Consider the following 20379-nt stretch of genomic DNA (forward strand, 5'->3'; position numbering starts at 1 on the left):
CCTGTCAGCTTTCGGACCAGACGCCCATATCCGTGCCGCCCGGTTCGCGGAATTCAAACCGCCTGCCACCGGGGAAATCGTAAATCTCTTTCGTGATCTGTGCGCCTGCTGCAACCACCTGATCATAGGCTGTTTGCAGGTCATCTGTGCGCAGAATGATCAGCGGTGCCTTGGCAGCGCTGCGTTCAATCCCGCCGCCTGTGCCAGCACCCTGAATATCGCGGTAATCCGGGCCATAGTCGATGAAATTCCAGCCAAAGGCCTTGGCGAAGAACCCTTGGGTCGCTTCCATTTCTACGCTGTAGAATTCGATATAGTCGATTTTCAGGGACTGGTTCATGGCGAATCCTTTTGCGATACGCGACCACAGTTCATATTTTGTTCTATCCTGTCAAGCGCCTCAGAACCGCCATCCGCTCCGCCTTGGCACGCGAAACGCCAGCATCGCCTTGACGATGGGCGCGGCATAGCGATCCAGATCCAGCGCTTCATGCACGCCAGTCACCACTTCTCCACCCAACTGGGTCTGCACGGCAGAGCGTGAGTAGAACGGCGCATCCAGCATCCCCAGCACCTGTGTGGGCACAACACCCGGATCAGCGCGGGTTTCACGTTTGATCCGCCAGCCAGAGCGTTTGAATGGCACGCTTGGCGGCGCGCTGACGATGCTGGCCTGACCGTGATGGTCAAAGGCAAACACCGTTTCCAAGGTTGATCCATCGCGCCGGATCGCGTCATAGATGCAGGTCGCCCCAGTATTGGTTGGGTAGCGGCCCCATGTCCAGAATTTGAAATCATCCTCTAGCGGGCGGGTCCCGAAATTGGCGTCGAAATAGCCATGGCCCGACCATTGCCAGCCCTTTGCTGCCAGATCGACCTTGATGTCAGATGAGGGCGCGAAGGGTCGCCAGATATGCGCGCCATCCGGCGTCAGCGGCAATTCGACCGAAGTGAGCGCGCGCGGAGTGATCGTGATCTGCCCCTTTACCCGGCTGATCACAGGCAGGCCGCTGATCTCGTTGATATCAATCACCAGCTCACGCCCGTTCCAATGCATCGATGACGGGCCAACCTGCAAAGTATCGCTGCTGGTGCGCAACGCTGTGCGCCCCCGGTCAGTCATGGTGAACCGCCCGCCGGGGCCATAGGTCGCGACGTTGATGCAGCAATGATTGGCCGGATCGCCGCGCCCGGACCACGCATACCAAGGTGAAAAGACCGACCCTATGAACCCGATGACACTGACCGCTTTGGTGCCACAGTTGCTGATCCCGTCGATATACCACCATGCATAGCCGCCGGGCGGGACGTCGAGCGCGAAGCAAGGTCGCTCAAGATCGCCGCGGCCGCGTGCTGACCGGAGAGCGTCGCCATCGGCACGCCCGCCCCCGGATGCACCCCGCCCCCCGCCAGATACAGACCCGGCATCGCCGTTCTGACTGTGGGACGCTTGAAGGCGGCTGTCATCCCATGTGGGCTGCGCCCGTAAAGTGAACCGAGGCTCGCCGGAAACAGCGCGTCGAAGCCCGCCGGTGTCGTCAGCGTCTCGGGCCCCGGTTGCGGGCTGAAGCTCAGACCGAACTGGCGCAAGCGGTTGAAGATGAGGGTCTGACATTGGGCTTTTTCCTTTTCCGCATCACGCAGGACGGCAGGGGCGTTCATGATGATCTCGAACCGTTGCAATGCATCATGGGCGACACTGCCGTGATCCTGCGCGCATATGTATAACGACGCATCAACGGGCATTTGGTTACGGGCGAGGGCTGCAAATTCCGCCTTTGGGTCGTGGCCGAAAAACACCGTATGATGCGCCAGATCGACACCATGCGGGATTGCCGCGAAAGCATGCATATAGGCGGACAGGCTGCGTGGTTCCGTTCTTTTGGTCTTGACCACCGGTTGCGGGCCTTCACCCAGCAGTCCCGTGGCCAAGGCCCGTGGGTCGCCGTTGAACAGAACAATGTCACCGGCAAAATGCCCCTTGGTGGTCTCAACACCGCTGATCTGGCCGCCTTGCTTTGTAATCCGCAGGGCGCGGGTGTCGTAGTGGAACTGCACACTGTGCCTTGCGGCGAGCGCGGCAATTGCCTGCGCCAATTGCTGCATCCCGCCTTTGACGGCCCAGACCCCCTGCGCCTCCGCCTGCCAGATGAGCGACAGGATTGCGGGGGACTGATAGGGCGAACCGCCGACGTAAGTTGCGTAGCGCCCGAAAAGCTGCGCAAGGCGCGGATCGCTGAAGCTGGATCGCAGCATTCCCGCAAGCGACCGATGCGGGGCCATATCGGCGATAATTTGCGGTTGACGCAAGACTGTGCGCGCGACGGCCATCTGGTCTGGTGCGGCGCTTTGCATCATCGGCCCGTCAAAGGCATCAAACAGCCGTTTGGCGCGGGCGGAGAAGGCGGTGAATTCGGCAGCGGCCTTGGGGCCGAACGCGGCGTGAACATTGGCGAGGCTCGCCTCTGGGTCGGCCATCAGGTCAAGGCTTGCACCATCATCCCAGAAATGCCGCGCCAGCGTCTGCAGCGGCGTCAGCGTGACATGATCGGCCAGGTCCGCGCCAACATCGGCGAACAGCTTGTCGAAAACCCCACGCATCGTCAGCACAGTCGGACCCGCATCGACAGGCCCAACCGCAGACGGCACCTGCCGCATCTTGCCACCCGGGGCGGCATGCATATCGACCACGGTCACATCACATCCGGCGTGAGCCAGCCGCAAAGCTGCAGCCAGCCCGGCGATGCCAGCGCCGATGATCACGATCTTTGCTTGGGCTGCGGTCACTTAGCGACGGTCCTCAACTGTATCGTTTGATTTACATTGACATATGTAAACTAAAATAGACAGTATGGAAGGCAGATAGGACATATGCCATGAAAATTGCCGACCGGATCGAAACCACGATGTCTGCCGCTATCGCGCAAGGGCAGGGCGGGCTGGCCCCGCCAAAGCTGGCCGCCGCGCTGAATTACGCGGTGACACCGGGCGGTGCGCGGATCAGGCCGACGATTCTGCTGTCGGTCGCGATGGCCTGTGGCGATGACCAGCCCCGCTTGACGAATGCGGCGGCTGTGGCGCTGGAGCTGGTGCATTGCGCCTCTCTCGTCCACGACGATCTGCCCTGTTTTGACGATGCTGATATGCGGCGGGGCAAGCCGGCGCTGCATCGCGCTTATTCCGAACCGCTTGCCGTTCTGACGGGCGATAGCCTGATCATCATGGGCTTTCACGTGCTGACACGCGCGGCGAGCGCTTCGCCCCTGCGCGCGATTGCCTTGCTCGATATCCTTGGCACCCGCAGCGGCATGCCCTTTGGCATCTGCGCCGGGCAGGGCTGGGAAAGCGAAAGCCAGATTGATCTGTCCGCCTACCATCAGGCCAAAACCGGCGCTTTGTTCATCGCCGCGACCCAGATGGGTGCTGTGGCTGCCGGGCAAGAGGCAGAGCCTTGGGGCGAACTCGGCGCGCGGCTGGGCGAGGCGTTTCAGGTTGCCGATGACCTGCGCGATGCGCTGTGTGATGAGGCGGCGCTGGGCAAACCTGCCGGGCAGGACGATCTGCATGGACGGCCCAATGCGGTCGCTTCTTATGGCGTGCGGGGTGCAGTTCAGCGGTTTGACGATATTTTGGCAGGCGCGATTTCATCTATCCCCGCTTGCCCGGGCGAGGCGGCTTTGGCCCAGATGGTCCGCGCCTATGCTGACAGGCTGGTGCCCGCCGGTGCGCGCGAAAGCCGGACTGTGCCGGGCGAATAATGACGGATGCGGCTGTGACTTTACCGGGTTCTGTGCCCGCATCTGACCAGCGCAAGGCGTCACGCCTGACACGTCTGATCGCCAACCCTTCCTTTCAGAAATGGGCCGCGAAGTTTCCGCTGACCCGGCCTTTCGTCCGGTCCGAGGGGCAGGCGATGTTCGATCTTGTCGCCGGGTTCTGCCATTCGCAAGTGCTTTCTGCATTGGTCGAACTGGATATTCCCCGCAAATTACTGGCCCATGAAATGCCTCTCACCGCGCTTGCGCATCAGGGGCGTATGACGCCAGAGCGGATGTCGGTTCTGCTGTCTGCGGCTATATCGTTGGGGCTGCTAAAGCAGCGCAAATCAGGGTTTTATGCGCTGACAATGCGCGGCGCGGCGCTTGCCGGTGTGCCGGGTCTTGATGGCATGATCGCGCATCATGATGTGCTTTACCGTGACCTCGCCGATCCGGTGGCTTTCTTTCGGGGTGAGGTTGAGACGGAGCTTGCCGCTTTCTGGCCCTATGTCTTTGGTGCCGGTGGCGCGACTGATCCCGCCACCACCGCGCAATATTCGCGCCTCATGGCTGACAGCCAGTTGCTGGTCGCCGATGACACGCTCGCCACCGTTGATTTTCGGAATGTGCAAAGGCTGATGGATGTCGGCGGCGGGACAGGTGCGTTTCTCACGGCTGTCGGTGCTGTCTATCCGAAACTTAACCTGACCCTGTTCGATCTGCCCGCTGTCGCGCCAGCAGCACAGGACAGATTCGCCGCCGCTGGCATGGCGGATCGCGCGCAGATCGTTCCCGGGTCGTTCCGTGATCAGCCGCTGCCGCAGGGCGCGGATATGATCAGCCTGATCCGCGTGCTTTACGATCACAGCGACGACACTGTGGCAGATTTACTTGCATCTGCTCATGCGGCTTTGCCGCCCGGCGGGCGCATCCTGATTTCTGAGCCGATGACGGGCGGTGCCAAACCGCAGCGCGCCGGTGATGCTTACTTTGCCCTCTATTGCATGGCGATGCGCACAGGCCGCGCGCGGTCGGCCGATCAGATCACCGCACTGATGCGCAAAGCCGGGTTCAGCAATATCCGCGCGCCGCGCGCCGCGCGTCCTTTCATTACCTCTGCGATCGAGGGTGTAAGGTAAAGTTTACACATGTGGTGTCTAAATGAATTGACACACGTCGCCAAAAAGTTACACTGAACATAACAAGACGCGCTGCACAGAGGTCGCTCCGACCAGACGCAGCGCAAGGGGAGAGACCGTGCAAACAACCGCCGTCATATTATCAGCGCCCCGCCAACTGGGACTTGATACGGTGGTAATCACGCCACCCGCGCATGACGATGTCGTTGTCGAGATCCGCTATTCCGGCATTTCCACCGGGACCGAGAAATTGTTCTGGTCCGGTGAGATGCCGCCATTTCCTGGCATGGGCTATCCTCTGATCCCCGGTTATGAGGCTGCGGGCGAAATCGTCGAAGCAGGCCGCGACAGTGGTTATCGCGTTGGTGAACATGTCTTTGTCCCCGGCGCAAATTGCTATGAAGGGGCGTTTGGCCTGTTCGGTGCTGCCGCCCAGACCATCGTGACCAAAGCATCCCGCGTCACACGCATCGACCGTGGCCTCGGGGCTGGCGGTGCGCTGCTGGCGCTGGCTGCGACCGCGCGGCATGCCATGGCTGGCCCGAACAAATCGGTGCCGGATCTGATTATCGGTCACGGTGTTTTGGGTCGCTTGCTCGCCCGCCTGACCATCGCGGCTGGCGCGCCTGCGCCGACAGTTTGGGAAGTCGATCCAATCCGCATGACCGGCGCTGAAGGTTATCAGGTGCTGACTCCTGAAACCGACAGTCGCCGCGATTACACATCCATCTATGACGCTTCCGGCCGTGGCGATCTGCTGAACGACTGGATCGGCCGCATCGCCAAAGGCGGCGAGATTGTTCTGGCGGGTTTCTATACCGCACCGCTGCAATTCGCCTTTCCGCCCGCTTTCATGAAAGAGGCGCGGTTCCGCATCAGCGCGGAATGGACCGCTGACGACATGACCGCCACCCGCGCCTTGGCCGAAAACGGCACCTTGCTGTTGGGCGATCTGATCACACACGAACAATCCGCCGCGACCGCGCCCGCCGCCTATGAGACGGCGTTCAGCGATCCGGCCTGCCTGAAAATGATTTTGAACTGGGGAACCGCATGAAAGATGAAATTCCAAACCTGAAGGATTTCGATCAGCGCCTACGCGATGAAGCCCATGAGGAAATCACACTGGAAGTGCCGCAAGGCGAACCCACATCCAAAACTCAGATCATCGCGATCTATGGCAAGGGCGGGATCGGCAAATCTTTCACGCTTGCAAATTTATCCCACATGATGGCCGAGATGGGCAAACGTGTCCTGCTGATTGGCTGTGATCCGAAATCAGATACCACAAGTCTGCTGTTTGGTGGGAAAGCCTGCCCGACGATCATTGAAACATCCGCCAAGAAGAAGCTGGCCGGCGAAGAAGTCGCCATTGGCGATGTCTGTTTCAAACGCGGCGGTGTTTTCGCGATGGAACTCGGCGGGCCAGAGGTTGGCCGCGGTTGCGGTGGGCGCGGGATCATCCATGGGTTCGAGCTCTTGGAAAAGCTCGGGTTCCATGATTGGGACTTCGACTATGTCCTGCTCGATTTTCTGGGTGACGTGGTCTGTGGCGGCTTCGGCCTGCCGATTGCCCGCGACATGGCGCAGAAGGTGATCCTGGTTGCCTCGAACGATCTGCAATCGCTTTATGTCGCCAATAACGTCTGCTCTGCCGTGGAATATTTCCGCAAGATGGGCGGCAATGTCGGTGTCGCGGGTCTGGTGATCAACAAGGACGATGGCACCGGAGAGGCGCAGGCCTTCGCCGAAGCCGTCAAAATCCCAGTGCTGGCCGCGATCCCGCAGAACGACGATCTGCGCAAGAAATCGGCGAATTATCAGATCGTTGGCAGCTATGACAGCGAATGGGGTCCGATGTTTGCTGGCCTTGCCGATGCTGTCGGCATCGCACCACCCGTGCGCCCGACACCGCTGGATCAGGACGGTCTGCTGGGTCTGTTCGACAGCAAGGACACCGGCGGCGATTACAAACTGGTGCCCGCCACCGATATCGACATGCGCGGCAAGAATGCCGCCCCGAAAGAGACGCTGGAGGTCATTTATGATGACGCCTGAGCCAACCCGCCAAGTTCGCGAAGACGTGCGCCAGATGCTGGCCACAGCTCGCCCCGACCAATTGCAACGGCTGCTTGCCGATATCGCCCGCGTTCCGGTGAAGGAGGCGCAGAAATATGACGCTTGATCACCAGAGCCAAGGCTATGAAGTCGGATATGACGAAGCCGGACAGGTCCGCATCATCGAAGGCGCAGAACGTGCCGCAACGCCGGAAGTCGCAGAAACGACGCTGGCTGGCGGCTGTTCTTCCGGTGGGACGATGCAGGAGGCGGCGCGCGCGGCGGGCAAATCCGATATTCTGGACCAATATGCCAAGGACTATCCGCAAGGACCCCATGACCAGCCACAATCCATGTGTCCTGCCTTCGGATCTTTGCGCGTCGGCCTTAGAATGAAACGTGTGGCTACTGTTCTGTCTGGCTCGGCGTGTTGTGTGTATGGCCTCACGTTCGTTTCTCATTTTTACGGTGCCCGCCGGTCGGTTGGTTATGTGCCGTTCAATTCCGAAAGCCTTGTGACAGGTAAGCTGTTCGAGGATATTCGCGAAAGCGTCCATGAAATGGCCGATCCTGATCGCTATGACGCGATTGTGGTGACCAATCTTTGCGTGCCGACCGCTTCCGGCGTACCGCTGCGGTTGCTGCCGCGTGAAATCAACGGCGTGCGGATCGTCGGCATCGATGTGCCGGGGTTCGGTATACCGACACATGCAGAGGCCAAGGATGTGCTGGCCGGGGCGATGCTGAATTACGCCCGTGAAGAGATCAAGGCAGGCCCTGTCGCCCGGCCCGTTGGCGGCAAATCCGACCGCCCGTCTGTTGCCCTGCTGGGCGAGATGTTCCCCGCTGACCCGATGATGATCGGCGCGATGCTGGCCCCGATGGGTCTGGCCGTCGGTCCTGTGGTCCCGACCCGCGAATGGCGCGAGCTTTATGCCGCCCTTGATTGCGGTGTCGTGGCGGCGATCCATCCGTTCTACACTGCGTCGGTGCGTGAATTTCAGGTGGCTGGCCGCAAGGTCATAGGTTCCGCCCCTGTCGGCTATCATGGCACCGCCGCTTGGCTCGCTGCGATTGGTGAGGCCTATGATGTGCCTGCTGCGCAGATTGCTGCGGCACAAAACGCTTTTCTGCCTGCGATCACCGCCGCTCTTGGCAGTGCGCAGATCAAAGGCACTGTGACTGTGTCGGGCTATGAAGGGTCTGAATTACTGGTCGCGCGTCTGCTGATCGAAAGCGGCGCGGATGTACCCTATGTCGGCACCGCCTGTCCGAAAACGCCCTGGTCCGCCGAGGATGCCGCTTGGCTGGAAAGCCGCGGTGTGAAGGTCAAATATCGTGCTTCGCTGGAGGATGATCTGGCCGCTGTCGATGCGATCAACCCTGATCTGGCGATTGGCACCACGCCTGTCGTCCAGCACGCCAAGGAACGCGGTATTCCCGCGCTTTATTTCACCAACCTGATTTCTGCGCGTCCCCTGATGGGGCCAGCTGGTGCCGGATCGCTGGCGCAGGTCGTCAATGCGGCGATTGCGGGCAAGGAAAAGATGGATACGATGCGCGCCTTTTTCGAAGGTGTGGGTCACGGCGATACCGCCGGTGTCTGGGAAGGGTCGCCCAATCTCCGCCCTGATTTCCGCGCGGCGCATCAGAAAAAGCTCGACAAGCAGGCGCGTGCGGCTGCGGCGGAGCAGATGATATGATGGTGTTTGCTGGATATGTTGCAGGGGGCGCTGCCCCCGCTGCGCTCCCCCGGAGTATTTTGAACAAAGCGAGGCGCGGATCATGCTGATTATGGATCATGATCGCGCGGGCGGCTATTGGGGTGCGGTTTACGCGTTCTGTGCTGTCAAAGGATTGCAGGTCGTCATCGACGGGCCTGTGGGTTGTGAAAACCTGCCGGTGACTTCTGTGCTGCACTACACCGATGGTTTGCCGCCGCATGAATTGCCGATAGTCGTCACTGGTCTGGGCGAGACCGAAATGGGTGAAGGCACCGAGGTCGCGATGAAACGCGCCTGGGATGTCCTCGATCCGGCTTTGCCAGCGGTCGTCGTGACCGGGTCGATTGCCGAGATGATCGGTGGCGGTGTCACGCCGCAGGGCACCAATATCCAGCGGTTTTTGCCGCGCACGATAGATGAAGATCAATGGGAAGCCGCGGATCGCGCGATGACCTGGATCTTTACTGAATTCGGGATGACCAAAGGCCGGATGCCGCCCGAGAAGAAGCGCGTTGATGCCGATGCACCGCGTGTGAATATCCTTGGTCCGATGTATGGCGCCTTCAACATGCCATCCGATCTGGCTGAAATCCGGCGCCTGATCGAAGGCATCGGCGCCGAGGTGAATATGGTGATGCCGCTGGGTGCCCATGTCGCCGAGATGCGGAATCTGGTGAATGCGGATGTAAATATCTGCATGTACCGCGAATTTGGCCGCGGCCTGTGTGAGGTGCTGAACAAGCCCTATCTGCAAGCGCCCTTTGGGATCGATTCCACCACCAAATTCCTGCGCAAGCTGGGCGAGTTGACGGGGCTGGACCCCGAGCCCTTCATCGAGCGTGAAAAGCATTCCACCATCAAACCCGTCTGGGATCTGTGGCGGTCGGTCACGCAGGATTTCTTTGCCACGGCGGAATTCGCCATTGTCGCGAATGAAACCTACGCCCGTGGCATCCGGCATTATCTAGAGGGTGATCTGGGCTTTCCCTGCGCCTTTGCTGTCGCGCGGTGTCGCGGCAAGAAAACCGACAATGACGAAGTGCGCCGCTTATTGCATACCAAACGCCCGCTGATCGTCATGGGGTCGATCAATGAAAAAATGTATCTGGCCGAAATGAAGGCCGGACACGGGCCAAGCCCGGTGTTCATCCCCGCCAGTTTCCCCGGTGCCGCCATCCGGCGGGCCACGGGCACGCCGTTCATGGGCTATGCCGGGGCGACCTATGTCCTGCAAGAGGTCTGCAATGGCCTGTTCGACGCACTGTTCCATATCCTGCCGCTGGGCACCGATATGGATGCAACCGATGCCACGCTGACGCCACTGCGCCGCGACTTCCCCTGGGATGCCGATGCTCAGGCCAAGCTGGACGAGATCGTGGCGACACACCCGATCCTGACACGTATTTCTGCTGCGAAATCTCTGCGCGACGCCGCAGAGCGCGCGGCACTCGATGCCGGCAACGACAGGGTTGTGCTGGAAACCGTCGAGACTCTGCAACCATCCCCTGGAGGACGCAAATGACTGATTTCACCACAGACGCCCCGATTGTCCGGAGCAGGAACGCAGCCCCTAAACGTGAGTATTACGCCTATTTCGGGGTGATCTTTCTGGCAACGCTGCCACTGGCGATCCTGACATGGGTGCTGTTCGCGGCGCGCCGGATGGAATGGCCCGAACATGGACCCATCGCCAAAGCCTGGACCCAGGCGCGTATCATTACGCCGCATATCTTCAACGGATAATCGCGGCACGACATTTGCCCCACATGGGCAAAAAAGAATTCGTCATTCCCCCCCGGGATGACGGAATGGGACAGAAGAAGAGCTTCTGTCGTAACCCGGCCGCGGGGGATGCGCGGTGTCGGTATTTATTTTTGGAGACAAAACATGGCTGACAAATCTGACCTTTCGTTCACAGGTCTCACTGATGAGCAGGCCCAAGAGCTGCACGCAGTATATATGAGCGGCTTCACGATCTTCACGATCGTTGCTGTCGTCGCGCATATCCTGACGTACATCAAGCTTCCTTGGTTTAACTGGTAAGAGAAGGAACACACAAAATGGCACAATTTTACAAAATCTGGCTGATCTTCGATCCACGCCGCGTTTTCGTGGCACAGGGCGTGTTCCTTTTCCTGCTGGCTGTGATGATTCACCTCGTCCTGCTGAGCAATGAAAGCACCAACTGGTTCCAGCGCGCCTTTGGCGGCTGATCTGCGTTTTCACATGATATCGCTCCGGGCGGGGTTTTGATCCGCCCGCAGCAAACATCGACATTGACGCTCACAGGGCGCAGCCGAACGGGCATGCAGGGCCTGTAGACATATGGAGTATGAAGATGGCACAGCTCAGCTTCGAAAGAAAATATCGGGTCCGTGGCGGGACCTTGATAGGCGGAGATCTGTTCGACTTCTGGGTGGGGCCATTTTACGTTGGCTTCTTTGGAGTCGTGACGTTCTTTTTCGCCGTCCTTGGGACGATATTGATATTTTACGGGGCCAGCCAAGGCCCCACATGGAATCCCTGGCTGATTTCCATCAACCCGCCGCCGCTTGAATACGGCCTTGGGGTCGCGCCTTTACTGGACGGCGGGCTGTGGCAAATCATTACGATCTGCGCGGTTTTCGCCTTTGTCGGCTGGATGATGCGTGAAGTCGAAATCTGCCGCAAACTGGGCATCGGCTATCACGTGCCCTTTGCCTTTGGGGTTGCGATCTTTGCCTATGTCACGCTGGTCATCATTCGCCCGGCCTTGATGGGTGCCTGGGGTTACGGATTTCCTTACGGGATTTTCAGCCACCTCGATTGGGTGAATAACGTGGGCTATGCTTACGGCAACTTCCACTACAACCCAGCGCATATGGTCGCGATCAGTTTCTTCTGGATCACGGCTGTGGCCTTGGCTTTGCACGGGTCGCTGGTTCTGTCGGCGGTCAATCCGTCGAAAGGGTCCAAGACCATCGCATCGCCGGATCATGAAGACACCTATTTCCGCGATCTGATCGGCTATTCGGTCGGTCCACTGGGCATCCATCGCCTGGGCCTTTTCCTGGCATTGATGGCCGGGTTCTGGAGCGCGGTCTGTATCGTCATCTCTGGCACGATCTGGTTCGAAGAATGGATCGTCTGGTGGGATTGGTACTATGAACTGCCTTGGTGGGTAGACCTGTAGGAGGGTATGAAAAATGGCTGAATATCAAAATATCTTCACACAAGTCCAGGTACAGGGCCCCGCCGAAATGGGGGTGATGGCAGATGCCACCACGATGAGCGAACGCACCAAAAGCGCCCGTTTCTCGACCCTGTTCGGCTTGTTTGGTAACGCACAGGTAGGTCCCGTCCATCTTGGGTCCTACGGATTGGTCGCTGTTGTCGGCTTTGCGGCATGGTTCTTCATCATCGGGATGAATTTCTGGGCGCAGGTCGATTACAGTCCTGGTCTGTTCCTGCGCGATCTGTTCTGGCTGTCGCTGGAACCGCCATCGCCGTCTTACGGGCTGGGCTTTGCGCCGCTGGACGAAGGCGGATGGTGGCTGATCGCCAGTTTCTTCTTCCTGGTTGGCTGCTGTGCCTGGTGGATGCGCACCTATAACCGCGCCAAGGCGCTGGGCATGGGTCTGCATGTGGCTTACGCTTTTGCCGCGCTGCTTTGGTTGATCTTCGTGCTGAACCTGATCCGTCCGATCCTGATGGGATCATGGAGCGAGGCTGTCCCTTATGGCATCTTCTCGCATCTTGACTGGACCAACCTGTTTTCGATCACGCATGGCAACTTGTTCTATAACCCGTTCCACGCGCTTTCGATTGCCTTCCTTTATGGCTCGGCTCTGCTGTTTGCCATGCATGGGGCGACGATCCTTGCAGTCAGCCGCTTTGGCGGTGAACGCGAGATCGAACAGATCGTCGACCGTGGCACGGCATCGGAACGGGCCGCTTTGTTCTGGCGCTGGACCATGGGCTTTAACGCCACGATGGAAGGTATCCACCGCTGGGCCTGGTGGTTTGCAGTTCTCACTCCGCTGACTGGCGGGATCGGGATCCTGCTGTCGGGCACCGTCGTGGACAATTGGTTCGTCTGGGCACAGATCCACGGCTATGCGCCCGTAAATTAAGGAGAGAGATGATGAAAAACGACAACATCCTCGACATGAACAGCAAAAGCAGGCTGACCGCCGACATCACCTTTCTGATGCTCAAAGGTGCAGGTTATGCGGCTCTTGTCGTGGTGGCGATCTGGTTCTTTATCGGTGCTTTTGCCCTGATCGGCGGGGCCTTGCCCGAAGAAAGCCGGATGGCGCCGGACCCGATTAACCGGCCAGCGCCGGTTGAGGAACCTGCGGCTGACGCTGCCGTCGCTGAATAATACACCATTGGATCAGGCATAACGCGACGCCTTGCCTGATCCTTCGCTGTCGGATCACCCTTCCCTGGTCGATCCGTCATTGGGGCCCAAAGCTCCAGTTCCCTTCCTGTTGGCTACAGGAGATGAGCGTCGCAAGCGGGTCACCCCACTTGCGACGTTTTTTTTATAGCAAAGGTGCATCATGACACATCGCCCTCATACCCCGTTCCTGGATTCCATCGCTGGCCCCGCCGATTTGCGACGGATGAGCGATGCGGCCCTTGCCAATCTAGCCGATGATGTCCGCACCGAAGTGATTTCCGCCGTGTCAGAGACGGGCGGCCATCTGGGATCATCCCTTGGTGTGGTCGAGCTGACAGTTGCCATTCACGCCGTGTTCGACACGCCGCGCGATAAATTGATCTTTGATGTGGGCCACCAATGTTATCCGCATAAGGTGCTGACCGGCAGGCGTGACCGTATCCGGACCCTGCGGCAGGAAGGTGGCCTGTCCGGTTTCACCAAACGCGCGGAAAGTGAATTTGACCCTTTCGGTGCCGCGCATTCCAGCACCTCGATTTCCGCCGCACTCGGGTTCACCGTGGGCCGTGATCTGGGTATGCCAACCGGCGATGCGATTGCCGTGATCGGCGATGGGTCGATCAGCGCCGGTATGGCCTATGAGGCGATGAACAACGCAGGCTCCGAAGGGCGGCGGCTGTTCGTGATCCTGAATGACAACGAGATGTCGATTGCGCCCCCTGTCGGCGCGATGTCGAAATATTTGTCTGGCCTCTATGCCTCGCCTTTGGGCGATCTGCACAAGATGGCCGAAGGGTTTGAATCCGTCCTGCCCGGCCCGATCCGCGACCATGCCCGCCGCGCGCGGCAATTGGTGACAGGTGTGCAATCAGGCAATGCGGGCACTTTGTTCGAAAGCCTTGGCTTTTCCTATATCGGCCCGATTGATGGCCACGATATGTCTCAGCTTCTGCCGGTGCTGCGCGCGGCGAAAACCCGCGCCACTGGCCCAGTGCTGATCCATGTCTGCACGAAAAAGGGCAAAGGCTATGCTCCCGCCGAGCAAAGCGCCGACAAATACCACGGTGTCGCGAAGTTCAACGTGGCCAGCGGCGAACAGGCCAAATCGCGCCCCAATGCGCCAAGCTATACCAAGATTTTTGGGACTGCTCTGACCGTTGAGGCGCAGCATGACCCGCGTATCGTTGCCGTGACTGCCGCGATGCCCAACGGCACCGGCGTTGACATCATGGGCCAGCGGTTCAAGAACCGCGTGTTCGATGTGGGCATCGCCGAACAGCATGGCGTGACCTTTGCCGCGGGGATGGCGGCCAGCGGCCTCAAGCCTTTCTGCGCGATCTACTCGACCTTCCTGCAACGCGGCTATGACCAGATTGTCCATGATGTCGCTTTGCAGAACCTGCCGGTGCGTTTCGCGATTGACCGCGCGGGGCTGGTCGGTGCCGATGGGCCGACCCATGCGGGGTCCTTCGACATCGGCTATCTGTCCGCCCTGCCCAATATGGTGGTGATGGCGGCGGGCGATGAACTGGAACTGATGCATATGGTCCGCACTGCTGCGGATTATGACGCTGGCCCTATCGCCTTTCGTTATCCCCGCGGGGAAGGTGTCGGGCTGGAACTGCCTGACCGTGGCGAGATCATCGAGATCGGCAAGGGCCGCATCCTGCAAGAAGGCAGCGACATCGCATTGCTGTCCTTTGGCGCGCATTTGGACGAATGCCGTAAAGCCGCCCGTCAGCTGGAGGCGCAGGGCCTCAGCGTCACCATCGCCGACGCGCGTTTCGCCAAACCGCTGGACCGCGCGCTGATCCGGCAATTGCTGCGCCATCACAAAGCGCTGGTCACGGTGGAACAGGGCGCGCAGGGCGGTTTCGGTGCCATGGTCCTGCATGATCTGGCGAATGACGGCCTGCTTGATGGACGTTGTCAAATCCGCACCATGACGCTGCCGGATCGGTTCATCGACCATGCCGCACCGGATGTGATGTATGCCGAGGCCGGGCTGACAGCGGTGGATATTGCCGCGACGGCGATGCAGGCGGCGAATGTCAGTTTCCGCAAAACCTCTGACCCGGTCACCGGACCGCGATAAGACGCGCGAAACTGATGACGTTTGTCAGGCCAACAGGCGCAGAAATTCGCGTTCGAGTTGAAACCTTTTCGTGGGCTCCGTGTTGGTCCGGCGCAACCAAGGAGAAAAGCCTATGAAAAACACCATCCTGACGACAACCCTCTTTGCCACATTCACCGCAGCACCTGTCTTTGCCGATACGCCGCCACCGGCGAATGCGCTGCCGCTGTCCGAAATCATCGCTGTTGTCGAACAGTCCGATGACATCCAGTATATCGATCAGATCGACTGGGATGACGACGGTTACTGGGAGGTTGAATATTACACCGCCGACGGTCGCAGCGTCGACGTGGATATCGACCCGCTGACCGGCGCGCCATTGATGCGTTGACCTGATCTGGCCGGGGCGCTGCACCATCGCCCCGGCCGTTTTCAAAGATTCTATCAATAAACCTGTGCTGGTCCTGCCAGGCGGATCAGCAGCTTGTGGCAATGGCCGTTGGAAACAACGTATAAATCGTCGCCACCAGACCGATCCACGTACCATAGCGCGGGAGGCGGTCGGTCAAAGCATCGCCTTCGCGCAATGCCATGAACAGCGGCACGAAGGCTGCAAGACCCAGCGCCCAGCTTGCAATCAAAACGAGGCGCGCGGTCAAACTCAACCCCTCTGGCCCGGCAACACCGGCACAGAGCACGCCGTGCATACCATAGACCAGCGTGAAGGCAGCGGCCCAGATCATCGGACCGGCAAGGGTGAGGGCGAGCCATCTCATGCGAAAGCCTGCGCCAGCAGGATCACCATCGCCAGCAGCGCGGTCGCGGCGGTGAAGCCCTGCCATGCCCGCCATGCCGGATGCGCGCCGCGGGTGACCTGGTCTATTTCGCCCCTTGCGTGCTGATTGGCGACAAAAGCGGCAAGGCCTGTGGCGACGATGATATGCAAAGCAACATAGCCTGCAACCACCGCGCGCAAGGCATCGCGCGCGTGGCCAGTCGGATCATCCATCTGCGTCCATTTCAGCCAGATCAGCACGAGAATAGCAGCAAGGTTCACCGCCACCCCGATCATCGCGGCCATGCGTGTCATCCCCCTTGCGGCCCAGGCGGCGATCACCAGCAGGGCGGCAATGATCCCAATCCCGACCAGCGTTGCGAAATTTTCCGCGCCTGCGATCCCGGCAGCGGGGCCTTGGGTGACCACCGACAAAAACGCCAGACCAAAGATCAAGGACCCGAACAAAGTGCCATCCGCGACCAGCAATGCGACCAACCCGCTTTGTCCCAAACTCTGTTTGGCACGGTGATGCACGGGCAGAATGGTGCCGGGCGCAATTTCGACCGGGGACAAATCGCCGACCGGGCTCATGCCCCGCCCCCAAAGCCAGATGAACGCAGCCACAGGGATCAAGGCAAAGGCAGCAACAAGATAGAGGCTCGCCAGCATCAGCAGGACAAAGGCGCAGATGCTCGCCGCCAAAACCAGCGGCAGGGCGGTATTGCCTGGCAGGATTGCCACATGATCAGGCTCTGCCCCTATGGCGCGGGTGACGAGCAGTTCACGTCTGCCACGTGGCGCGCCGGGTAGGGCACCTTCACCGCGCGCCAGCGGCATGATCACATCCCGCGCCGGTCGGTCCAGATGGCGCAGTGTCGGCAATGAGGCGTAATTGTAATTCGGCGACGGCATCGGCATCGCCCAGTCCAATGTTGGTGCAGCCCATGGATCACGCTTTTCGCGTTTGCCCAAGGTGATCTGGAGCAGCAGATCCAGCGCGAACATCGCAAAACCGATGGTCAGCACAAAGCTGAACACCGAACTGGTCAGGTTCAGCCAGATCCATTCGGGATTGTCAGGATAAACATCGATCCGGCGTGGCATGCCCAATAGCCCGGTCAGATGCATGATGAAAAACGTGCCGTGAAAGCCGATGACGATGACCCAGAAGGCCGTCTCACCCAGCCCCTTGATCCGTGATCTGCCGGTGATCAGCGGCATCCAATAAGTCACTGCCGCCATCATCGGGAAGACGAAGCCACCGATCAGCACGTAATGCAGGTGGGCAGTGACAAAGGCGGTGTCATGCGCCTGCCAGTTGAACGGCACAATCGCCAGCATCACCCCGGTCAGCCCGCCCATCACGAAGGTCAGAAAGAAACCAAGGATATGATACATCGGCAGGTGCAGCTGCGGCTGGCCTTTCCACATCGTCCCGATCCAGGCAAAGACCTGCACCGCGGTCGGCACCGCGACCAAAACCGAGGCCGCAGAAAAGAACGCCAGCGCCATATGTGGGATGCCGACGGTGAACATATGATGCACCCACAGACCGAATGAGAGGAAGACGAGGCCGAGCACGGCGGCAACAATCGCGCCATAGCCAAGGATTTTCGTTCGGCACATCACCGGAATGATCATCGACATCGCACCGGCAGCGGGCAGAAAGATGATATAAACCTCCGGATGCCCGAACAGCCAGAACAGGTGCTGCCAGAGCAGTGGATCGCCGCCGCGCGCGATATCGAAAAACGGCCAGTCAAAGGCGCGTTCCAGTTCCAGCAGGATCGATCCCGCGATCAGTGGTGGAAAGCCTACCAGCATCATCGCGCTGGTCCCCAGCATATACCACGCGAACAGGGGCATTTGCGTGAGCTTCATCCCCGGTGCGCGCTGTCGCAGAATGGTCACGGTGATTTCGACGGCGGCGGCGATCGCGGAAATCTCGACAAAAGTCACGCCCAGCAACCAGACATCGGCATTGATGCCGGGGCTATGGGCTGCGCTGGATAGCGGCGTATACATGAACCAGCCATCGCGCGGGGCGACGCCGAACAGCAACGCGGTCAGCATGATCAGCCCACCGAAGAGATAGCACCAATAGCCAAGTGATGTCAGCCGGGGAAAGGCCATGTCGCGGGTGCCGAGCAGTTTTGGCAGCAGCCAGATCGCCAATCCTTCCAGCATGGGAATGGCGAAGAGGAACATCATGATGCTGCCATGCATCGTGAAGATCTGGTTATAGATCTCGGTATCCAGAAACGCGCCATCATGGGTGGCGAGCTGCGCGCGGATCAGCATCGACAGGATACCACCGATGGCAAAGAATACGAAAGCCGTGGCCATGAACCGCAGCCCCAGCGTGGTATGGCTGACGGCGGTGATCTGACCCCAGAGCCCTTTGTCATTCGCCCAGACCCGCGACAATTCGCGATGCAGGGGCAGGGCGCGTTGGGCTGGGTTGCGTGCAATATCGACGGCGGTGGCGCTACCCTCTTCGGTGGCGGCATAAGTTGTGTCGCTCATTGCGCTGCCTCGCTCAGGTCCGGGGGCCAGTTTTCATGGGCCTGCACCGAAAACCGCATGAAGGCGTGATCCAACCCACAAAATTCCGCGCAAAGCCCGTCATATTCGCCCGGTGAATCTGCCACCAGCCGTGTGCGGTTGGTGCGCCCGGGGATCGCGTCCATCTTGCCTGCAAGCCTCGGCACCCAGAAGGAATGGATCACATCCTCTGCCGTGATCAGCACATCGACTGGGCGACCGGCGGGGATATGCAGCAGATCACTGCTTGCGATCATGTCACCATCCGGCCCTTCATGGCTGAATTCCCAGCCCCATTGGAACGCATGGGCACGCACGATCACCGCCTCATCATCACGCGGCTGAATCCGTTCCCCGACCCAAAGGCCAGCGCCGAGCAAAAGCGTCAGCACAATCATCGAAAACCACAGCCCCATGCCATGGGTCCAGAAACGCGCATTGGTTTCGGACGGGCGGCGAAAGGCGAGGATGATCAGCACGATCACAAGCGCTGTGATCAGACCAGCGCCAACCAGCATGACCCCCCAGAGCCAGGCGATATCGCTGGCGACTGGCCCTGCTGGGGCCAACGTTGATAGGGGTGAATCACAACCCGCCACCAGCAGCGCTGTTGGAAGGGCAAAGACGCGCTTCATAGCGGGTCCCATTGCGCTGGGATCTGATTGCCGCGCGGTTCCTGCAGGAATTCGGGGAATAAGGCCGAGATATCCTGCAGTCCGGGCTTTGCCAGCACCAGCCATAGAACCACACCAATCAGCGGGATGATCCCGAACAGGGCCAGCCCCGCTGGTGGTAACCGATAGGCCCCGCGCAATTCGCCAGAATGCACGATCAGATGACCCAGCCATGCATGCAGCAGGACCATGCCTGCAACAGCGACCAGCTTGGCCATCATCCAGACATCCAGCACCTCCACCGCGAAAATCAGGACGGTGCCAGCGGCAACGGCGATCACTGCGGCGGGCGACACCACGACAGTATAGCTGTAATGCGTCAGCCAGCGGAATTCGGTGAAACCTGCCTGCGTCTTTATTTCGGCGCGACGGCCGTAGATCTGCATCATGACCGGCAACAGGATCAATCCGGCGCACCATATTGTCAGCGCCGAAATATGCAGCGCCTTGATGATGGCGATCATGCGTGCAGCCTTTCGTGGAACAGCCGCCACGCCAGCAAAGCCGCGACAATCGCGACTGGCACCATGCCGGGAACCCACATGATCAACCCGGCAAGCTGCTGGTCTTCCAGCGCGCTCAGCCCGAAACGCTCGGCATGGGCGAGATGTTCAAGGTAAAAAGGATATTGCGCAAAGGTCAAAAGCGCCCCCAGCAGACCCATCTGCCCGACAAGGGCGATCAGCCAGACGACGACGCTGTGGTCACGGGCACGCAAGACCGCAGACCAGAAGGCCCAAGCAGGCAGGATAAATGCGATCTGGAGCAGCCAGTAAACCGATATCGATTCCCACGCGGCGCTGTAGATTGCTGGCACATGCCATAGCCACAACACTACTGACAGCGCCACAAAGGCGGGCATCATTGATATGCGGCGCAGCGAAAACGCGATTGCCAGTGCGGGGGCCAGCGCGCCAAAGATGATCAGATGATGAATGGTCCGCGCGGAAAACAACGCCACCGTCATCGCGCAGAGCGGTGAGACAAATGCGATAACCGCCGCAAGACCGGCCAAGGCGAAGGCGTTTTGCCGTTTTCTGTCGCTGCCGCGCAGCAGCAGCGCACCGGAGACAAAAATGATCACCAAAGCGGTGATCAGGAACGGGTCAAGGTTCCATGCCCCAAGCCAGTCGGCAGGGTTTGGCGCGGGGCCACAATAAGGCATCTGATTTTGCATAGCACCGTCCACAGCTAACGCCTCAACGCATGCACCCCGCGGTTGGTTCCACGGCGACCAGATTTTTTG

General features: G+C 59.7%; 23 protein-coding genes. 15 read left to right on the forward strand and 8 right to left on the reverse strand.

Annotated elements, in window-relative coordinates:
* Window positions 1-4 precede the first annotated feature (4 nt).
* The 3 genes from VOY09_RS05070 to crtD are packed head-to-tail and all read right to left on the reverse strand — an operon-like array spanning window position 5 to window position 2787.
* Entirely contained in the window at window positions 5-340 is a 336-nt protein-coding gene (locus VOY09_RS05070) for a VOC family protein (protein ID WP_322893302.1), read from the reverse strand.
* Between the two features lie 60 nt (window positions 341-400).
* Window positions 401-1270: a carotenoid 1,2-hydratase gene (gene crtC / locus VOY09_RS05075; RefSeq protein ID WP_416236731.1), complete on the reverse strand. Its 870-nt coding sequence runs from the start codon at window positions 1268-1270 to the stop codon at window positions 401-403.
* Window positions 1225-2787 carry a 1-hydroxycarotenoid 3,4-desaturase CrtD gene (gene crtD, locus VOY09_RS05080; protein WP_322893304.1) on the reverse strand — a complete coding sequence of 521 codons (1563 nt, stop codon included), beginning with the start codon at window positions 2785-2787 and terminating at the stop codon, window positions 1225-1227. Before crtD ends, crtC begins: the two co-directional genes overlap by 46 nt.
* An 89-nt stretch (window positions 2788-2876) precedes the next feature.
* Here crtD and VOY09_RS05085 point away from each other — a divergent pair, with 89 nt between their 5' ends.
* The 15 genes from VOY09_RS05085 to VOY09_RS05155 all read left to right on the forward strand — a co-directional run bounded on the left by VOY09_RS05085 (window position 2877) and on the right by VOY09_RS05155 (window position 15528).
* On the forward strand, window positions 2877-3758 hold the full coding sequence (locus VOY09_RS05085; RefSeq protein WP_322893305.1) for a polyprenyl synthetase family protein: 882 nt from the start codon (window positions 2877-2879) through the stop codon (window positions 3756-3758).
* The gene (locus VOY09_RS05090) at window positions 3758-4897 is read left to right on the forward strand and encodes a methyltransferase (protein ID WP_322893306.1); all 1140 of its coding nucleotides are present in this window, start codon (window positions 3758-3760) and stop codon (window positions 4895-4897) included. Before VOY09_RS05085 ends, VOY09_RS05090 begins: the two co-directional genes overlap by 1 nt.
* A 118-nt stretch (window positions 4898-5015) precedes the next feature.
* A complete protein-coding gene (gene bchC, locus VOY09_RS05095) occupies window positions 5016-5954 on the forward strand; it encodes a chlorophyll synthesis pathway protein BchC (RefSeq protein ID WP_322893307.1) in 939 nt (312 codons plus the stop codon).
* Complete coding sequence (locus tag VOY09_RS05100; RefSeq protein ID WP_322893308.1) at window positions 5951-6955, forward strand: chlorophyllide a reductase iron protein subunit X; 1005 nt, start codon at window positions 5951-5953, stop codon at window positions 6953-6955. Before bchC ends, VOY09_RS05100 begins: the two co-directional genes overlap by 4 nt.
* Window positions 6942-7082: a hypothetical protein gene (locus VOY09_RS05105; protein WP_322893309.1), complete on the forward strand. Its 141-nt coding sequence runs from the start codon at window positions 6942-6944 to the stop codon at window positions 7080-7082. The genes VOY09_RS05100 and VOY09_RS05105 overlap by 14 nt, the downstream gene beginning before the upstream one ends.
* A complete protein-coding gene (gene bchY, locus VOY09_RS05110) occupies window positions 7072-8658 on the forward strand; it encodes a chlorophyllide a reductase subunit Y (RefSeq protein ID WP_322893310.1) in 1587 nt (528 codons plus the stop codon). The genes VOY09_RS05105 and bchY overlap by 11 nt, the downstream gene beginning before the upstream one ends.
* An 82-nt stretch (window positions 8659-8740) precedes the next feature.
* Window positions 8741-10201 (forward strand): chlorophyllide a reductase subunit Z, encoded by a 1461-nt coding sequence (gene bchZ / locus VOY09_RS05115; RefSeq protein WP_322893311.1) that lies wholly within the window; start codon window positions 8741-8743, stop codon window positions 10199-10201.
* On the forward strand, window positions 10198-10422 hold the full coding sequence (pufQ, locus tag VOY09_RS05120; RefSeq protein WP_322893312.1) for a cytochrome PufQ: 225 nt from the start codon (window positions 10198-10200) through the stop codon (window positions 10420-10422). Before bchZ ends, pufQ begins: the two co-directional genes overlap by 4 nt.
* A 144-nt stretch (window positions 10423-10566) precedes the next feature.
* On the forward strand, window positions 10567-10722 hold the full coding sequence (pufB, locus tag VOY09_RS05125) for a light-harvesting antenna LH1, beta subunit (RefSeq protein ID WP_322893313.1): 156 nt from the start codon (window positions 10567-10569) through the stop codon (window positions 10720-10722).
* Between the two features lie 17 nt (window positions 10723-10739).
* Window positions 10740-10892 carry a light-harvesting antenna LH1, alpha subunit gene (pufA, locus tag VOY09_RS05130; RefSeq protein ID WP_322893314.1) on the forward strand — a complete coding sequence of 51 codons (153 nt, stop codon included), beginning with the start codon at window positions 10740-10742 and terminating at the stop codon, window positions 10890-10892.
* Window positions 10893-11017: 125 nt separating this feature from the next.
* Window positions 11018-11851 (forward strand): photosynthetic reaction center subunit L, encoded by an 834-nt coding sequence (gene pufL / locus VOY09_RS05135; RefSeq protein ID WP_322893315.1) that lies wholly within the window; start codon window positions 11018-11020, stop codon window positions 11849-11851.
* Between the two features lie 13 nt (window positions 11852-11864).
* Complete coding sequence (gene pufM, locus VOY09_RS05140; protein ID WP_322893316.1) at window positions 11865-12791, forward strand: photosynthetic reaction center subunit M; 927 nt, start codon at window positions 11865-11867, stop codon at window positions 12789-12791.
* Between the two features lie 11 nt (window positions 12792-12802).
* The gene (pufX, locus tag VOY09_RS05145; protein ID WP_322893317.1) at window positions 12803-13042 is read left to right on the forward strand and encodes an RC-LH1 core complex protein PufX; all 240 of its coding nucleotides are present in this window, start codon (window positions 12803-12805) and stop codon (window positions 13040-13042) included.
* Window positions 13043-13223: 181 nt separating this feature from the next.
* Window positions 13224-15158, forward strand: coding sequence for a 1-deoxy-D-xylulose-5-phosphate synthase (gene dxs / locus VOY09_RS05150; RefSeq protein ID WP_322893318.1), 1935 nt, complete (start codon window positions 13224-13226; stop codon window positions 15156-15158).
* A 112-nt stretch (window positions 15159-15270) separates the two neighbouring features.
* Complete coding sequence (locus tag VOY09_RS05155; protein WP_322893319.1) at window positions 15271-15528, forward strand: PepSY domain-containing protein; 258 nt, start codon at window positions 15271-15273, stop codon at window positions 15526-15528.
* 85 nt (window positions 15529-15613) lie between these two features.
* On the opposite strand, the gene VOY09_RS05160 is transcribed toward VOY09_RS05155, so the two are convergent.
* Genes VOY09_RS05160 through VOY09_RS05180 form a run of 5 tightly spaced genes read right to left on the reverse strand, consistent with a single transcriptional unit; the run spans window position 15614 to window position 20310 of the window.
* Entirely contained in the window at window positions 15614-15913 is a 300-nt protein-coding gene (locus VOY09_RS05160; protein WP_322893320.1) for a hypothetical protein, read from the reverse strand.
* Window positions 15910-18441: a cytochrome c oxidase subunit I gene (gene ctaD, locus VOY09_RS05165; RefSeq protein ID WP_322893321.1), complete on the reverse strand. Its 2532-nt coding sequence runs from the start codon at window positions 18439-18441 to the stop codon at window positions 15910-15912. Before ctaD ends, VOY09_RS05160 begins: the two co-directional genes overlap by 4 nt.
* The gene (locus tag VOY09_RS05170) at window positions 18438-19094 is read right to left on the reverse strand and encodes a cytochrome B (RefSeq protein WP_322893322.1); all 657 of its coding nucleotides are present in this window, start codon (window positions 19092-19094) and stop codon (window positions 18438-18440) included. The genes ctaD and VOY09_RS05170 overlap by 4 nt, the downstream gene beginning before the upstream one ends.
* Complete coding sequence (locus tag VOY09_RS05175; protein WP_322893323.1) at window positions 19091-19597, reverse strand: CopD family protein; 507 nt, start codon at window positions 19595-19597, stop codon at window positions 19091-19093. Before VOY09_RS05175 ends, VOY09_RS05170 begins: the two co-directional genes overlap by 4 nt.
* Window positions 19594-20310 carry a cytochrome c oxidase assembly protein gene (locus tag VOY09_RS05180; protein ID WP_322893324.1) on the reverse strand — a complete coding sequence of 239 codons (717 nt, stop codon included), beginning with the start codon at window positions 20308-20310 and terminating at the stop codon, window positions 19594-19596. The genes VOY09_RS05175 and VOY09_RS05180 overlap by 4 nt, the downstream gene beginning before the upstream one ends.
* Window positions 20311-20379: the final 69 nt, after the last annotated feature.

This window comes from Yoonia sp. 67-2 (genome assembly GCF_035117555.1).
In the GTDB taxonomy this organism is placed as follows: domain Bacteria; phylum Pseudomonadota; class Alphaproteobacteria; order Rhodobacterales; family Rhodobacteraceae; genus Yoonia.

Excerpts from the sequence above, each read along its gene's own strand:
- ctaD (WP_322893321.1), bottom strand. The coding sequence starts at position 18,441 with ATGAGCGACACAACTTATGCCGCCACCGAAGAGGGTAGCGCCACCGCC.
- VOY09_RS05070 (WP_322893302.1), bottom strand. The coding sequence starts at position 340 with ATGAACCAGTCCCTGAAAATCGACTATATCGAATTCTACAGCGTAGAA.
- VOY09_RS05100 (WP_322893308.1), top strand. The coding sequence starts at position 5,951 with ATGAAAGATGAAATTCCAAACCTGAAGGATTTCGATCAGCGCCTACGC.
- dxs (WP_322893318.1), top strand. The coding sequence starts at position 13,224 with ATGACACATCGCCCTCATACCCCGTTCCTGGATTCCATCGCTGGCCCC.
- VOY09_RS05160 (WP_322893320.1), bottom strand. The coding sequence starts at position 15,913 with ATGAGATGGCTCGCCCTCACCCTTGCCGGTCCGATGATCTGGGCCGCT.
- pufQ (WP_322893312.1), top strand. The coding sequence starts at position 10,198 with ATGACTGATTTCACCACAGACGCCCCGATTGTCCGGAGCAGGAACGCA.
- VOY09_RS05175 (WP_322893323.1), bottom strand. The coding sequence starts at position 19,597 with ATGATCGCCATCATCAAGGCGCTGCATATTTCGGCGCTGACAATATGG.
- pufA (WP_322893314.1), top strand. The coding sequence starts at position 10,740 with ATGGCACAATTTTACAAAATCTGGCTGATCTTCGATCCACGCCGCGTT.
- VOY09_RS05105 (WP_322893309.1), top strand. The coding sequence starts at position 6,942 with ATGATGACGCCTGAGCCAACCCGCCAAGTTCGCGAAGACGTGCGCCAG.
- VOY09_RS05170 (WP_322893322.1), bottom strand. The coding sequence starts at position 19,094 with ATGAAGCGCGTCTTTGCCCTTCCAACAGCGCTGCTGGTGGCGGGTTGT.
- pufM (WP_322893316.1), top strand. The coding sequence starts at position 11,865 with ATGGCTGAATATCAAAATATCTTCACACAAGTCCAGGTACAGGGCCCC.
- bchZ (WP_322893311.1), top strand. The coding sequence starts at position 8,741 with ATGCTGATTATGGATCATGATCGCGCGGGCGGCTATTGGGGTGCGGTT.
- pufL (WP_322893315.1), top strand. The coding sequence starts at position 11,018 with ATGGCACAGCTCAGCTTCGAAAGAAAATATCGGGTCCGTGGCGGGACC.
- VOY09_RS05155 (WP_322893319.1), top strand. The coding sequence starts at position 15,271 with ATGAAAAACACCATCCTGACGACAACCCTCTTTGCCACATTCACCGCA.
- pufB (WP_322893313.1), top strand. The coding sequence starts at position 10,567 with ATGGCTGACAAATCTGACCTTTCGTTCACAGGTCTCACTGATGAGCAG.
- bchY (WP_322893310.1), top strand. The coding sequence starts at position 7,072 with ATGACGCTTGATCACCAGAGCCAAGGCTATGAAGTCGGATATGACGAA.
- VOY09_RS05085 (WP_322893305.1), top strand. The coding sequence starts at position 2,877 with ATGAAAATTGCCGACCGGATCGAAACCACGATGTCTGCCGCTATCGCG.
- pufX (WP_322893317.1), top strand. The coding sequence starts at position 12,803 with ATGAAAAACGACAACATCCTCGACATGAACAGCAAAAGCAGGCTGACC.
- VOY09_RS05180 (WP_322893324.1), bottom strand. The coding sequence starts at position 20,310 with ATGCAAAATCAGATGCCTTATTGTGGCCCCGCGCCAAACCCTGCCGAC.
- VOY09_RS05090 (WP_322893306.1), top strand. The coding sequence starts at position 3,758 with ATGACGGATGCGGCTGTGACTTTACCGGGTTCTGTGCCCGCATCTGAC.